The organism is Kitasatospora sp. NPDC022785 (assembly GCF_055561295.1).
Genome location: NZ_JBVHHB010000002.1, coordinates 58,735 through 72,873, shown reverse-complemented (window position 1 = coordinate 72,873; position 14,139 = coordinate 58,735). Strand labels below are relative to the sequence as shown.

Annotated in this window: 12 protein-coding genes and 1 pseudogene; 9 read left to right on the top strand and 4 right to left on the bottom strand. The window is 73.8% G+C overall.

From position 1 onward, the window contains the following. Positions 1–30 precede the first annotated feature (30 nt). The 7 genes from ribH (at position 31) to ACZ3YO_RS03550 (ending at position 6,117) form a co-directional block, all read left to right on the top strand. Positions 31–501 (top strand): 6,7-dimethyl-8-ribityllumazine synthase, encoded by a 471-nt coding sequence (ribH, locus tag ACZ3YO_RS03580; RefSeq protein ID WP_396323906.1) that lies wholly within the window; start codon positions 31–33, stop codon positions 499–501. 126 nt (positions 502–627) lie between these two features. After that, positions 628–900 carry a phosphoribosyl-ATP diphosphatase gene (locus tag ACZ3YO_RS03575; RefSeq protein WP_030306151.1) on the top strand — a complete coding sequence of 91 codons (273 nt, stop codon included), beginning with the start codon at positions 628–630 and terminating at the stop codon, positions 898–900. A gap of 56 nt (positions 901–956) precedes the next feature. Beyond that, positions 957–1,805, top strand: coding sequence for an ATP phosphoribosyltransferase (hisG, locus tag ACZ3YO_RS03570; RefSeq protein WP_396323907.1), 849 nt, complete (start codon positions 957–959; stop codon positions 1,803–1,805). Between the two features lie 148 nt (positions 1,806–1,953). Then, the gene (locus ACZ3YO_RS03565) at positions 1,954–2,388 is read left to right on the top strand and encodes a PH domain-containing protein (RefSeq protein ID WP_465564320.1); all 435 of its coding nucleotides are present in this window, start codon (positions 1,954–1,956) and stop codon (positions 2,386–2,388) included. A 271-nt stretch (positions 2,389–2,659) separates the two neighbouring features. Further along, positions 2,660–4,003, top strand: a complete 1,344-nt coding sequence (locus ACZ3YO_RS03560; RefSeq protein WP_465543716.1) for a hemolysin family protein — start codon at positions 2,660–2,662, stop codon at positions 4,001–4,003. Then, positions 4,000–5,046: a hemolysin family protein gene (locus ACZ3YO_RS03555; RefSeq protein ID WP_465564318.1), complete on the top strand. Its 1,047-nt coding sequence runs from the start codon at positions 4,000–4,002 to the stop codon at positions 5,044–5,046. The genes ACZ3YO_RS03560 and ACZ3YO_RS03555 overlap by 4 nt, the downstream gene beginning before the upstream one ends. A gap of 87 nt (positions 5,047–5,133) precedes the next feature. Further along, entirely contained in the window at positions 5,134–6,117 is a 984-nt protein-coding gene (locus ACZ3YO_RS03550; protein ID WP_465564316.1) for an NAD-dependent epimerase/dehydratase family protein, read from the top strand. A 28-nt stretch (positions 6,118–6,145) separates the two neighbouring features. Here the strand turns inward: ACZ3YO_RS03550 and ACZ3YO_RS03545 are convergent, their stop codons facing one another. From ACZ3YO_RS03545 to ACZ3YO_RS03535, 3 genes are all read right to left on the bottom strand, one after another. Beyond that, the gene (locus tag ACZ3YO_RS03545) at positions 6,146–8,317 is read right to left on the bottom strand and encodes an AAA family ATPase (RefSeq protein WP_465564314.1); all 2,172 of its coding nucleotides are present in this window, start codon (positions 8,315–8,317) and stop codon (positions 6,146–6,148) included. A gap of 291 nt (positions 8,318–8,608) precedes the next feature. Next, complete coding sequence (locus tag ACZ3YO_RS03540) at positions 8,609–9,313, bottom strand: response regulator transcription factor (RefSeq protein WP_465565200.1); 705 nt, start codon at positions 9,311–9,313, stop codon at positions 8,609–8,611. A 26-nt stretch (positions 9,314–9,339) separates the two neighbouring features. Beyond that, positions 9,340–10,635, bottom strand: a complete 1,296-nt coding sequence (locus ACZ3YO_RS03535) for a sensor histidine kinase (protein ID WP_465564312.1) — start codon at positions 10,633–10,635, stop codon at positions 9,340–9,342. Positions 10,636–10,905: 270 nt separating this feature from the next. Between ACZ3YO_RS03535 and ACZ3YO_RS03530 the strand changes: the two are divergent. Next, positions 10,906–11,898, top strand: a pseudogene (locus ACZ3YO_RS03530) (alpha/beta fold hydrolase); the annotation flags it as partial. A 208-nt stretch (positions 11,899–12,106) separates the two neighbouring features. On the opposite strand, the gene ACZ3YO_RS03525 reads toward ACZ3YO_RS03530, so the two are convergent. Continuing rightward, on the bottom strand, positions 12,107–12,748 hold the full coding sequence (locus ACZ3YO_RS03525) for a uridine kinase family protein (protein WP_465564309.1): 642 nt from the start codon (positions 12,746–12,748) through the stop codon (positions 12,107–12,109). A 208-nt stretch (positions 12,749–12,956) separates the two neighbouring features. Here ACZ3YO_RS03525 and ACZ3YO_RS03520 point away from each other — a divergent pair, with 208 nt between their 5' ends. Then, the gene (locus tag ACZ3YO_RS03520) at positions 12,957–14,120 is read left to right on the top strand and encodes an acyl-CoA dehydrogenase family protein (RefSeq protein ID WP_465564307.1); all 1,164 of its coding nucleotides are present in this window, start codon (positions 12,957–12,959) and stop codon (positions 14,118–14,120) included. Positions 14,121–14,139 lie beyond the last annotated feature (19 nt).

Below are 14,139 nucleotides of genomic sequence, written 5' to 3'. Positions count from 1 at the left end.
CGACCCCGCACCCCGAAAGAGGACCAGCCCATGAGCGGCCACGGCGCCCCCGAGCTGACCATCGACAACGCCGCCGACCTCAAGGTCGCCGTGATCGCCGCCCAGTGGCACGAGCAGGTGATGAACGGCCTCCTGGACGGCGCGCACCGCGCGCTCAAGGAGCTGGGCATCGCCGAGCCGACGGTGCTGCGCGTCCCCGGCACCTTCGAGCTGCCGGTCGCCGCCAAGCGGCTCGCCGAGCGCGGCTACGACGCCGTGGTCGCCCTCGGCGTGGTCATCCGCGGCGGCACCCCGCACTTCGACTACGTCTGCCAGGCAGCCGCCTCCGGCCTCACGCAGGTCAGCGTGGACACCGGCGTTCCGGTCGGCTTCGGCGTCCTGACCTGCGACAACGAGCAGCAGGCCGTGGACCGAGCGGGCCTGCCGGGCTCTGCGGAGGACAAGGGACACGAGGCCGTCACCGCCGCCGTGGCCACCGCCGCCGCCCTGCGCGCGCTCTGAACCGACCCCCCGCGCACTCCCCGCGAACCCGCGTTCGGGACCCCGGACCGTGGATGTCCATTGGACTGTCCACGGTCCGGGACCGTTTACCGCCTGTAAGCCCGCACGCCGTAAGGTGAGTCCATCATGGCTTCGAAGACATTCGAGGAGCTCTTCACCGAGCTCCAGCAGAAGGCCGCCACCGGCGACCCCTCGTCCTCCCGTACCGCGCAGCTCGTCCAGCAGGGCGTCCATGCGATCGGCAAGAAGGTCGTCGAGGAGGCCGCCGAGGTCTGGATGGCCGCCGAGTTCCAGTCGGACGAGCAGACCGCCGAGGAGATCTCCCAGCTCCTCTACCACCTTCAGGTGATGATGGTCGCCCGCGGGCTGACGCTCGACGACGTCTACAAGTACCTCTAGTCACCGGTCCAGAGAAACCGCACCACCCCACCAAAACAGGTAAGGAACCGACCTCCATGCTGCGCATCGCCCTCCCCAACAAGGGTTCGCTCTCGGGTCCGGCGGCGGAGATGCTCCATGAGGCCGGCTACCGCCAGCGCAAGGACCCGAAGGAGCTCGTCCTCGTCGACCCGGACAACCAGGTCGAGTTCTTCTTCCTGCGCCCGCGCGACATCGCGGTGTACGTCGGCTCCGGCCGCCTGGACGTCGGCATCACCGGCCGCGACCTGCTGCTGGACTCGCACTCCAACGCGGAGGAGGTGCTGGCGCTCGGCTTCGGCGGCTCCACCTTCCGCTTCGCCCGCCCTGAGGGCGTGGACGTCAAGGACGTGCAGGGTCTGGAGGGGCTGCGGATCGCCACCTCCTACACCGGCCTGGTCGAGCAGCACCTCGCCGACCACGGGGTCAAGGCGACCGTGACCAAGCTGGACGGCGCGGTGGAGACCGCGGTGCAGTTGGGCGTCGCCGACGTGATCGCCGACGTGGTGGAGACCGGCACCAGCCTGCGCAACGCCGGCCTGGAGGTGTTCGGGGAGCCGATCCTGGTCTCCGACGCCGTGGTCATCCGCCCCAAGGGCGCGGGCGAGGACGCCGGCGTCGACCAGTTCCTGCGCCGCCTGCAGGGCGTGCTGGTGGCCCGCCGCTACGTGCTGATGGACTACGACATCCGCGCCGAGAACGTCGGCGCGGCCGTCGCGCTGACCCCGGGCCTGGAGTCGCCGACGGTCTCGCCGCTGCACACCGAGGGCTGGGTCGCGGTCCGCTCGATGGTGCTCCGCAAGGAGGCCCAGCGGATCATGGACGACCTGTGGGGCATCGGCGCCCGGGCGATCCTGGTCACCAACATCCACGCCTGCCGCCTCTGACCGCCCGCCGCCTCCGGCCCCCGGGGGCGGTCGCCGGCGCGGAGTCGGGTACCGGTTCAATGGGGTGGGGACGCCGGCCGGCGTCCCCACCCCTTCCGCCGGCCTTCCCCAGGCCGGACCTCCCCAGAACGACCCCCGGAGACCCCACGTGTCCACCCCCGCCGAGCTCCCCGTCACCTGGGCACCGCGCCGTACCCGGGCCGTGCTGCTGCCGGTCTGCGCGCTGCTGGTCGTCCTGTTCGCCGTGATCGCGGTCGCGCTCCCGGCGAGCTGGCAGCTCAACGACCGGATCATGATGGTGCTCAGCGGGGTCCTCTTCGCCGCCGCCGGCCTGATGCTGGCCCGCCCGCGGGTGAGCGCGGACGCCGAGGGCGTCACCGTGGTGAACTTCGTCCGGCGTCGCCGGCTGGGCTGGGCCGAGATCGTCCGGGTCAACTTCCGTCAGGGCGACCCGTGGGCGACGCTCGACCTCGCCGACGGCACCTCGCTCGCGGTGGTCGGCATCCAGTCCGGCGTCGGCAAGGCGCAGGCGATCGCGGACGCCCGCGCGCTGCGCGACCTGGTCGAGCACCACGGCCGCTGACCGGCCGGCCGCCGAGGGCACGGCCGTAGAGGGCCCCCGGCGCGGTAGAGGGCCCGGCAGGCCGCACGAAGCCGTGGGCGGCCTGTCCGAACACGGATCCGACAGCCGTACGGGTATCGTCTACGCTGGTAAAAGCAGGGCAAAGCGCACCGCCGGCGGTCCCCTGGCCCTGCTTCCGACGACCAGAGGAGTGACACCCCCCGTCCATGGACGATCCGTCCGGTAGTACCCACGCCGCCCCACTTCCGACCACCGGAAGGCAGGCGGCACTGTGATCACCGCCTGGCTGCTGCTGTTCGCGGCACTTCTGCTCATCCTCGCCAACGGCCTCTTCGTGGCCGCCGAGTTCGCCTTCGTGACCGTCGAGCGCGGGGCCGTCGAGCGTGCCGCCGAGGCCGGCGACGCGCCGGCCGGCCGGGTCGCCAGGGCCCAGCGCCACCTCTCCTTCGAGCTCTCCGGCGCCCAGCTCGGCATCACCGTCACCTCGCTGGTGGTCGGCATGCTCGCCGAGCCGGCGCTCTCCGTCCTGCTGAAGCCCGTGTTCACCGGTATCGGCCTGTCCGACGGCGCCGCCCGCGCCGCCGCCGTCGTCATCGGCATGATGATGGCCACCGTGGTGCAAATGGTGATCGGCGAGCTCGTCCCGAAGAACTGGGCGATCTCCCGGCCGCTCCAGGTGGCCCGCGCGGTGGCCGCCCCGCACATGGCCTTCTCCCGCGCCTGCCGCCCGCTGATCAGCTTTCTGAACGGCTCCGCGGACCGCACCGTCCGCGCCTTCGGGATCGAGCCGCAGGAGGAGCTGGGCCACGCCCGGACCCCGGCCGAGCTCGTCTCGCTGGCCCGGCACTCGGCCAAGGCCGGTGCGATAGACGAGGAGTCGGCCACCCTGTTCGTGCGCACGCTCGGCCTGGGCGAGCTGACCGCCGAGTCGGTCATGACCCCGCGCGTGGACGTCGCCGCCCTCCAGCGCGACGCCAGCGCCGCCGACGTGCTCAACCTCACCCGGGCCACCGGCCTCTCCCGCTTCCCGGTCTACACGGACAGCCTGGACGAGGTCACTGGCACCGTCACGCTCAAGGACGCCCTCGCCGTCCCGGCCGCCCGCCGCGGCCTGGTGCGCGTCGGCGAGCTCGCCGTGCCGCCGCTGCTGGTGCCCGAGACGCTCCCGGCCGAGCGGCTGCTCGACCAGCTGCGCCGGCTCCAGCCGATGGCCATCGTGGTGGACGAGTACGGCGGCACCGCCGGCGTGGTCACCGTCGAGGACATCGTCGAGGAGATCGTCGGCGAGGTGCAGGACGAGCACGACCCGGCCGACACCCCCGAGCTGGTCCCGCTGCCGCCGGTCGGCGGGCAGCCCGTTTGGGCCGCCGACGGCCGGGCCCGGATCGACCAGCTGGAGGCCATCGGCCTGCACGCCCCCGACGGCCCGTACGAGACGCTGGCCGGCCTGGTCTCCGACCTGCTCGGCCGCCTGCCCGTCCCGGGCGAGCAGGCCGAGCTGCCCGGCTGGCGGTTCACCGTCGAGGCCGTGGACCGCCACCGCACCAGCCGGGTGCGGGTCGAACGCACCGGCGGCCACCACCAGTTCGGCGACGACGAGGACGGGACCCGATGACCGCGCTCCAACTGGCCGTCGCCGTCCTGCTGCTGCTCGGCAACGCGTTCTTCGTCGGCGCCGAGTTCGCCGTCATCTCGGTCCGGCGCAGCCAGATCGAACCGCTCGCCGAGGCCGGCAACAGGCGCGCCCGCACCGTGCTGCACGCGCTCTCCAACGTCTCCGCGATGCTCGCCGCCGCCCAGCTCGGCATCACCGTCTGCTCGCTGGGCCTCGGTGCCCTCGCCGAGCCGACCATCGCCCACCTGTTGGAGGGCCCGTTCCACGCGATCGGGATCCCGTCCGGCCTGATGCACCCGCTGTCGTACGGCATCTCGCTGGCCGTGGTGGTCTACCTCCACATGGTGATGGGCGAGATGGTGCCGAAGAACATGGCGCTGGCCGGCCCGGAGAAGGCCGCGCTCTGGCTCGGCCCGCCGCTGGACCGGCTCGCCCGCTGGCTCACGCCGGTGATCCGCTTCCTGAACGCCTTCGCCAACGGCGTGCTGAAGCTGGTCAAGGTCGAGGCCAAGGACGAGGTGGAGTCGGTCTTCACCACCGAGCAGCTGATGTACCTGCTGCTCGACTCCCGGGACGCCGGCCTGCTCGACGAGGACCGCCAGGAACGCCTGGAGGACGCCCTGGAGATGGGCCGCCGCCCGGTCACCGACGTCCTGCTCAAGCCCGAGCAGCTGGTCACCGTGGACACCAAGGTGACCGCCGCGCAGGTCGAGGAGCTGGCGCTGCGCACCGGCTTCTCACGGTTCCCGGTCACCGACGGCGACCCGGCCGGTCAGGGCTACCTCGGCTACCTGCACCTCAAGGACATCCTGGACGTCGAGGACCAGTCGGCTCCCGTCCCGGCGCGCCTCTGGCGGCCGATCACGGTGCTGCGCGGCACGCTCCTGCTGGACGACGCGCTCGGCGCGATGCGCCGGGCCGCCTGCCACCTGGCCGCCGTGCTCGACCAGGACGGGCGCACGCTCGGTGTGGTCACGCTGGAGGACGTGGTGGAGGAGCTGGTCGGCGAGGTCCACGACCCGGACCACCGCTCCGCCGCCTGATCCGCCACCGGGCTTCCGCTGTGGGCGATTCTGCTCTGAGCGTTCGCCTGTTCCCATGCCGGCCACCCTCTGTGCAGGGTGGTCGGCATGAGGCTTCTACTGCTGGGTGGAACGGAATTCGTCGGTCGCGCCGTCACGGAGGAGGCGCTGGCCCGGGGATGGGAGGTGACGGTCTTCCACCGGGGGACGCACGAGCCCCCGGAGGGCGTACGCGCCCTGCACGGGGACCGCACGGCCGAGGGCGGCCTGGCCGCACTGGCCGAGGGGGAGTGGGACGCCGTCGTGGACACCTGGTCCGGCGCCCCCGCGGCGGTGCGCGACAGCGCCCGCCTGCTGGCCGGCCGGATCGGCCGCTACGCGTACGTGTCCAGCCGGTCGGTGTACACGTACCCGACCCCGGCCGGGGCGGACGAGAGCGCGCCGGTGGTCGAGGGCTCGCCGGACGCCGGCGAGGTGCCGTACCCGCAGGCCAAGCGGGGCGCCGAGCTGGCCCTGCTGGACGCCCTCGGGGACCGGGCCCTGCTCGCCCGTGCCGGGCTGATCATCGGCCCGTACGAGAACATCGGCCGGCTGCCCTGGTGGCTGGGCCGGATCGCCCGCGGCGGCCCGGTGCTCGCCCCGGGCCCGCGCGAGCTCGCGATCCAGTACATCGACGCCCGCGATGTCGCGGTCTGGACCCTCGACGCCCTGGCGGCCGGTCTCGGCGGCGCGTACGACCTGGTCAGTCCGCAGGGGCACGCCACCATGGGCGGGCTGCTGGAGGCCTGCGTCCGGGCCACCGGCTCGGACGCAGAGCTGCGCTGGACCGAGCCCGGAGTGATCCTGGCGGCCGGCATCGAGCCGTGGAGCGACCTGCCGGTCTGGACGCCGCCGGGCGAGCTGCACGAGGCCATGCACGGCTCCGACGTGGCCAAGGCGGTGGCCGCCGGGCTGCGCTGCCGGCCGGTGTCGGAGACGGTCGCGGACACCTGGGCCTGGCTGCGGTCCATCGGCGGTACGGCCCCGCAGCGCCCGGACCGGCCGGTGGTCGGCCTGGACCCGGAGCGGGAGGCCAAGGTCCTGGCCGGCTGAGCGGCGACGGCGGCCGGGGACGGCGGAGTCAGCCCCGGCCGTCGATCAGCTCGCCGTAGGCCTGTACGAGGTCCGGCAGCCGCAGCGTCGCCAGGTCCTCGCGGCCCGGCGGCTCGCGCAGCAGCGAGAGCCGGAGGTCCCGGTAGGCGCAGGACTTCTCGTACAGGGTGCGGATGAACCGGCCGTTGCCGAGGTCGTCGATCCAGCCCTCGCGCACCACATGGGTGCAGATGCTGGCCAGCTCCTCGGCGGCGTCCTCGTCCCAGCCGTCGCCGTCCCGGCCGGCGAGCGCCGCGCCGATCGCGGTCAGCTCGCCGGGGCGGTAGCTGGGGAAGTCGACCCGGGTGGTGAAGCGGGAGTTGAGGCCGGGGTTGGTGGCGAGCAGCCGGTTCATCCCCTCCGGGTAGCCGGCCAGGATCACCACCAGCCGGTCGCGGTTGTCCTCGGCCCGCTTCAGCAGCACCTGCAGCGCCTCGTCGCCGTATGCGTCGCCCTTGCTGTAGCCGGAGTTGGAGAGGCTGTACGCCTCGTCGATGAAGAGCACGCCGTCCAGCGCGGAGTCGATCAGCTCGTTCGCCTTGACCGCGGTCTGGCCGAGGAACTCGCCGACCAGGTCGGCTCTCTGGGCCTCGACCAGATGGTCGCCGGAGAGCAGGCCGAGGGCGTGGAAGACCCGGCCGAGGATGCGCGCCACGGTGGTCTTGCCGGTGCCGGAGGGGCCGGAGAAGACGAAATGCCGCTTGGGCGGCTGGATCGGCAGGCCCTGCGCGGCCCGCAGCCGGGACATCCGCAGCTGCGCGGAGAGCGCCCGGACCTGCCGCTTGACCGGCTCCAGGCCGACCATCCGGGCGAGTTCTGCCAGGGCCTCGTCCAACTCCCGCTCGCCGCCCTCCCGTTCCTCGGGAGCAAAGGTGCTCGCGGCCCGGGGGAGGGCCTCGCCCCGGCCCGGCACCTGCCCGGCGGCGGGAGCCGGGGCGACGGGCGGGACGGCCGAGCCGGACCGCTCGCCGGCGGCCAGTGGCGGGGCCCCCGCCTCGGCGGGCCCGGTCGCCTCCTCGCCGGACGCCGGGTTCCCGGCCGGGAACGACCCACCCGGGAACACCTCGGCCGGGAACGCCTCGGCCGGAAACTCCCCTGCCGGGAACGCCGTACCCGGGAAGTCCCCGGCCGGGAGCTCCTCGGCCGGGAAGGCGTCCCCGGGGAACGCCGAGGCCTCGAACGTGCCCGGGCCGAACCCGGGAGTCCCGTACCCCGCGACGTCCGCCACCGCCGACTCCGGGCCCGCCGCCTCCGCCTCCGCAGCGTCCAACACCGCCGCGTCCAACTCGGCCGCGTCGAACGCCTCTTCGCCGGGCATGGCGCCCCCGGGCTCGCGGCCGCCGGCCCCGCCGACGGCGTCCAGCAGCCCGTCGACCAGCCCGTCCTCGGCCGAGATCGCCGCTAGCCGTGCCGCGGTGTCCATGAACGCCGGATCGGCCCGGTGCACCGCCCGGTAGAGCGGCAGCGCGGCGGCGCTGCGCCCGGCCCCCTCGTACGCCCGGGCCAGCCAGTACCGCAGCTCCTTGCGCTGCGGCTGTTCGGAGCGGCAGCGGGCGAGCGAGGCCGCCAGGGGTGCCTGGGCCTGCGCGCACATGTCCAACCGGACCCGTGCCATCCCGGCGAAGAGCCCGGCCTCGATGCCGAGCAGCGGGTCGTCCAGCAACCGGTCGGTGTCCCGGATCAGCTGTTCCCAGTCCTTGAGCAGGTAGGAACGGCAGGCGTGCAGGAACCGCGCGGACGGGTCCTCGCTCGGGGCCGGGCACTGCTCCAACGCCTGGTCCAGCTCGGCGAGATGGCGGCCGTCCAGCCAGTGCGAGGCGTGCGCGAGCGCCAGGTCACGGGCGTCCTCCAGGACCGGCTGGACCCACCAGCCCAGCCAGTACCAGGAGCTGAGCGGGCGGCGGTGGATTCTGCGCTGCTCGCCGAAACGTTTCTGGTGGCGGTACATCGCCAGCAGCGCCCCGGAGGTGTCGCTGCGCAGGGCGTGCAGGCCGAGCCAGGCGTCGGCCATCCCCGGGTCCAGCCGGACGGCCGCGCGGAACTCCTCCTCCGCACGGGCGTACGCGCCCGCCGTGTAGGCGTCCATGGCGCGCAGCCAGGCCCGGTCGGCGAGCCGGTTCGGAGCCGGGCCGCCCGCGTTGTTGCTGTCGGAACTGTCCACCGTCGTCACTCACGCCCCCCGCGGTGTGCCTCGGGGCTCGGCCGGCGCGTCGCGTGCGGAGAGCCGGCCGGTGGTCGAAGCCCCCGGGGCGCCAATGCGCCTGCCAGGAATCGTACCGGCGCGGCGCTGATCCGGAAGGGTGCCGCGCGCAGTCAAATGCGATCGGGGGCGCGGTTGTTGGGCGTTCGCACGGGTCGGACGGGTTCGAACCGGCGTCCGAGCCGGCACGCGGGTGTGCGCCCTGGCCGGAAACCCGCACGGGCCCCCGCACCGGGCGCAGGTCCGGGCGCGTCAGCCGGTGAACCCCGGCACCACCAGACCGGACTCGTACGCGATCACCACCGCGTGGGTCCGGTTCTGCGCGCCGAGCTTGGTCAGCACGTTCCCGACGTGGGTCTTGACCGTCTCCAGGCTCACCGTGAGCGAGTCCGCGATCTCCGGGTTGGACAGGCCGGTGGCCATCAGCCGGAGCACCTCCTCCTCCCGCCCCGTCAACGCCGCCTTAGGCAACGCCTCGGCGGAGCCCAGCGGGCGGGCGGCGACCATCCGGCGCAGGGCGGCCGGGAAGAGGATCGCCTCCCCCGTCGCCACCACCCGCACCGCCTCCGCGATCTGCCGGACCGGGAGTCGCTTGAGCACGAACCCGCAGGCCCCCGCGCTGAGCGCGGCGGTGACGTAGTCGTCGTTCTCGAAGGTGGTGATCACCACCACCTTCGGCGGCTCGGCCGACTCGGCCAGCAGCTGCCGGGTGGCCTCGATCCCGTTGCGGCGCGGCATCCGCACATCCATCAGGACGACGTCCGGCCGCAGTCGTTGTGCCTGTTCGACCGCCTCGACGCCGTCGGCGGCCTCGCCGACCACCGCGATCCCCGGCTGCGCCGCGAGCAGCGTGCCCAGACCGCTGCGGGTCACCTCGTCGTCGTCCGCGATCAGGAGGGTGACAGGGGTGACAGGGGTGACGGTCGGGGTGGTCGGGGCGAGGCCCGGGCCGGCCATGACGGCTGCGCTCGTGTCAGGGCCGATCATGCCGACAAGCGTACCGGCAGCCGGACAGCCAGCCGCCAGCGCTGCGGTCCGTCCGGGCCGGCGTCGAGCTCGCCGTGCAACAGCCGCACGCGCTCGGCCAGTCCGGACAGGCCGTGCCCGGACGTGGGGAAGGCACCCGGGGTCTTGCCGGTCGTTGCCCCCGCCCCGGTCCGGTTGACCACACTGAGCTCCAGCGCGTCCGACGCGGCCACCACCCGGACCTCGATCGGACCGCCCGCCCCGTGGCGCAACGCGTTGGTCAGCCCCTCCTGGAGGATCCGGTACGCCGCACGGGAGAGCGTCCCCTGCACCTGCGCCAGCTCGCCCGACAGCTCCGGCGCCACCACCGCGCCCGCGTGGCCCAACCGCTCCAGCAGCTCGGGCAGGTCCGCCAAGGTCCGTGTCGGCGCCGTCCCCGCCTTCTCCTCGCGCAGCACGCCCAGCACGTAGTCCAGATCCTCCAGCGCGGCCCGGGTCGATTCCTCGATGCTGCGCATCGCGGCCCGTGCCGCCACCGGATCGGCGGAGAGCACCTCGCCCGCCACCGCCGCCTGGATCGTGGCCGCCGTCAGCGTGTGCCCGATCGAGTCGTGCAACTCGTGGGCCAGCCGGTTGCGTTCGGCCAGCCGCAGCTCCCGCTCGGAGGCCAGCGCGAGCCGCTCGGCCGACGACGGGCCCAGCAGCCTCGGCGCCGACCACCGCAGGGCGCTCGTCACCCCCACGCACCCGGCCGCCGCCACCAGCACGCAGCCGAGCGCCGCCACCCAGCTCATCCAGCCGTCCGCCACCCGCACCGACCGGCCGAACAGACTCAGCCCCGCCTCGGCGCCGGTCCAGCCCCCCGGGAGGGTCAGGCCCGCGGCGAGCAGCACGCCGCTCACGAGCGCCCCCGTCCACCCCACCGCCACGTGCAGCAGCAGCCAGACCGGAGTCCGCCAGCGATCGGTGCCGGACGGTACGGCGGCGGCCGGCACGGCAGGGGTCGGCCCGGTGCCGGGCGGGCCCGCGGGCGGACGGCCGGCCACGGGATCCGGCAACGGAACCCTCAGCAGACGACGGGCGCACACGATCAGCACCCGCCGCGTGGTGCGGGCCAGCCCGACCGCACCGATCAGTGCCGCCCAGGCCAGCAGGACGAGGACAACCTGCACTCCGTAGGGCGCGGTTCGCCACGCCAGCACCGGCAGCATGGCGAGAGGCAGCAGCGGAAGGCTCGCCAACGCGCCGCCATAGGCGAACAACACACCCGAATACGTGGAGCCGCGCAGCAGCGGCCGGATTCCCGTGATCATGATCGGCAGTATGACCGGCCTGCTCACCGGCGGCCTCCCCCGATCGGGGGAGCGATTTCTCCCGCCTTCCCGCGATGTGCACCCGTGACCCCGCAGACCAGGATGGTGTCCTGACCGGTTGACGGCAGAACGCACGATGAGCGGAGAAGGGACCGGGCCGCTCCCTCCCGCAGTCGGACGCGCCAACCTCCCGCGCACACAAGGGCGGAGGGCCGGCACCCCTGGGCTGCCACGGCGCCGACGGCCATAAGCGGGGCTGTTCGTCGCTTTCGGAGCTCTCCCGTCAGCTGCGGTCTGACCGACGACGAACAGAACCCCGAACGCCCGTACAAGGCCGGAACGTTCGCGAGGGACGTGGAGTGGGTGCGCACGGTGGCCGCCAAGTGCCGCGCCGCAGCGGGCGGGACACTCCCGCACCTCACCACCCGTAACACCGCTCGCGACATGGACGTCATCCGTGCCGTGCTGGGAGAGAAGAAGATCTCCTACGTGGGGTACTCCTACGGCACCTACCTCGGCGCCGTCTACACGCAGATGTTCCCCCAGCGGGCCGACCGGTTCGTTCTGGACAGTGCGACCGACTCCGCGCGGATCTGGCAGGGAATGTTCCGGGGGATGGCCGAGGGGGCCGAGCCCGCCTTCACCCGGTGGAGCGAATGGACCGCCCGGCACCACACGACGTACCACCTGGGTGAGACTCCGGCCGAGGTCCGCACGACCTTCTGGGACGTTGTCGCCCGGGCCGACCGCCGGCCCGTCGACTCCGGCGGGGAGGCCCTCACGGGTGACGACATCCGCTCCCGGCTGCGCGCCACGTTCTTCCACGTCCAGGAGGCCGCCGAGAAGGTCGCCGAGCTGAAGAAGGCGGCCGAGGGCAGGACGCCGGCCCCCGCCGGCCCGCCCGGGCGGGCCGCGGAGCGCGTCCCCGCGGCGCCCGCCCGTACCGTTCTCCCGGACAACGAGATCGCGAGTGCCTGGGCCGACACCCGTACCTGGCCGCGCGACCCAGAGCAGTACCGCCGCGACGCGGTCCGCGACCGGGCCCGGTACCCGCTGTACGGCGACTTCGCGTCCGCTATCAAGCCGTGCGCCTTCTGGCAGGAGGGCAGCGAGCCCGGGACGACGGTGGACAACACGGTCGGCGCACTTGTCCTGCAGAACGAGTGGGATCCCCAGACGCCCCTGGCGGCCGGCCAGGGCATGCACCGGGCCCTGCGCGGCTCCCGGATGGTCACTGACCGTGCCGCCGCGCTCCACGCAATCGGGCGGAGGGGGACGCGGCCGGGGGCATCGATTGGCCGGTCCCGGTCGATTCCACGACCGTGCGGGGCCCACCGCGGCGCCGCCGGCACCGAAAGGGGGACGGCACCCCCGGCTCACGGGGGAACAAGCCGGGGATGCCGCGTCCGAATGTTGCCCGCTCAACGAGTCCGGCAACTGAGGAGAACCTATGTTCTGGCGATGCCGCAGGTCAAGGGCTTGTTGAAGGTTCACCGACGGTGCCCGGCGAGATCCGCCCGGTCACTCCGTCGACCGTGGTCCCGGCGTGCGGGCGGCTCGGATCGGCGGCGAAATGCGCCGATTCGGCCCGCGCCCAGCCCTCCCAGAACTCCGCCAGGGCCGGGCCGTCCCGCTCCTCGCCGCGCCGCCGGGCGTCCTCGGCCGCCAGCTCCATCCAGACCAGCCTGGCGAGCCACGGCCGCACCGCCCGGCGCCCGGCGCCCACCCCCTCCACCAGCACCACGGGCGCGAGCGGCACCGCCGCCGTCGAGGCGAACCGGCGCAGCGTCCAGTCGTAGACCTCGTACGCGGCGTCCCGCCCGGCCGCCAGCGGCTCCAGCACCTGGGCGCGCAGCCGTCCGGTCCAGCCGAAGGGCTCGGCATGGGTGGCCAGGTCGTCCAGGTGGACCACCGGGGCGCCCCCGAGCGCGGCGGCCAGCCGGTCCGCGAAGGTGGTCTTGCCGGAGCCCGCGTGCCCGTCCACCGCGACCAGCCGCACCGCCCCGCAGGACGGAGCCAGCGCGCGCAGCTCGGCGGCCAGCGCGCTCAGGTCCGCGGCGGGCGCACCGGGCCGGATGCCGGGAGGGGTGCGGGAGGTTTCGGAAGCAGCCACATCGGCCACCCTACGGCGGTCCGTACGCCGGTACGGACAGTGCTGCACGCAGCTCGTGACGGCAGCGCCGGGATCGGGCATACTCACTTCGCCACGCATGTGAACGGCCGTTCACCGCAATCCGGTGCCGGTCGGGCCGACCTGCCACACCCGCGTCGGGCCCGCCACACCAGGGCCCGCCGCCCGAACGAGGAGGCGACCAGCCGCCATGACCCCCTCCCCTGCGAAAGCCGTGGACCGCCAGCTGCCGACCGAGGAGGCCCGGGAGCTGCTGAGCCTCACCCGGGACCTGGTCCAGCGCGAGATCCAGCCGCGCGCGGCGGAGGACGAGGCCGCCGGCCGCTTCCCGCGCGAGGTCTTCCGCACCCTCGGCGAGGCGGGCCTGCTCTCCCTCCCGTACGAGGAGAAGTACGGCGGCGGCGACCAGCCCTACGAGGTGTACCTCCAGGTCCTGGAGGAGCTGGCGGCCGGCTGGCTGGCCGTCGGCCTCGGCGTCAGCGTGCACACCCTCTCCTGCCACGCCCTGGCCACCTTCGGCACCGACGAGCAGCGCGCCGCCTGGCTGCCCGGCATGCTCTCCGGCGAGCAGCTCGGCGCCTACTGCCTCTCCGAGCCGCAGTCCGGCTCCGACGCCGCCGCGCTGCGCACCCGCGCCGACCTGGACGGGGAGGAGTACGTCGTCAGCGGCACCAAGGCGTGGATCACCCACGGCGGGCAGGCCGACTTCTACAGCGCCCTGGTGCGCACCGGCGAGCCGGGCTCGCGCGGCATAAGCTGCCTGCTGGTGCCTGGTGCGACGGCCGGCCTCTCGGCGGCCCCGCCGGAGCACAAGATGGGCATGCGCTCCTCGCCGACGGCCCAGCTGCACTTCGACGGCGCCCGGGTGGCCCGTGAGCGGCTGATCGGCGCCGAGGGCCAGGGCTTCCAGATCGCCCTCGCCGCCCTGGACTCCGGCCGCCTCGGCATCGCCGCCTGCGCCATAGGCGTGGCCCAGGCCGCTCTCGACCTCGCCGTCGACTACGCGCGCACCCGCCGCCAGTTCGGCCGGCCGATCGCGGAGTTCCAGGGCCTGTCCTTCATGCTCGCCGACATGGCCACCCAGATCGAGGCCGGGCGCGCGCTCTACCTCTCCGCCGCACGCCTGCGCGACGCCGGCCGGCCGTTCTCCAAGGAGGCGGCGATGGCGAAGCTGTTCTGCACCGACACGGTGATGCGGGTGACCACCGACGCCGTCCAGGTGCTCGGCGGCTACGGCTACACCCAGGACTTCCCGGCCGAGCGCTACATGCGCGAGGCCAAGGTGCTGCAGATCGTGGAGGGCACCAACCAGATCCAGCGGCTGGTCATCGGCCGCCACCTGACCCAGGGCTGACGGCCCTGCGGGCTGCCCC

Bases quoted from the DNA above. Each gene is read 5' to 3' on its own strand.
- ribH (WP_396323906.1), top strand. From the start codon at position 31: ATGAGCGGCCACGGCGCCCCCGAGCTGACCATCGACAACGCCGCCGAC.
- ACZ3YO_RS03575 (WP_030306151.1), top strand. From the start codon at position 628: ATGGCTTCGAAGACATTCGAGGAGCTCTTCACCGAGCTCCAGCAGAAG.
- hisG (WP_396323907.1), top strand. From the start codon at position 957: ATGCTGCGCATCGCCCTCCCCAACAAGGGTTCGCTCTCGGGTCCGGCG.
- ACZ3YO_RS03555 (WP_465564318.1), top strand. From the start codon at position 4,000: ATGACCGCGCTCCAACTGGCCGTCGCCGTCCTGCTGCTGCTCGGCAAC.
- ACZ3YO_RS03550 (WP_465564316.1), top strand. From the start codon at position 5,134: ATGAGGCTTCTACTGCTGGGTGGAACGGAATTCGTCGGTCGCGCCGTC.
- ACZ3YO_RS03540 (WP_465565200.1), bottom strand. From the start codon at position 9,313: ATGGCCGGCCCGGGCCTCGCCCCGACCACCCCGACCGTCACCCCTGTC.
- ACZ3YO_RS03535 (WP_465564312.1), bottom strand. From the start codon at position 10,635: ATGATCACGGGAATCCGGCCGCTGCTGCGCGGCTCCACGTATTCGGGT.
- ACZ3YO_RS03520 (WP_465564307.1), top strand. From the start codon at position 12,957: ATGACCCCCTCCCCTGCGAAAGCCGTGGACCGCCAGCTGCCGACCGAG.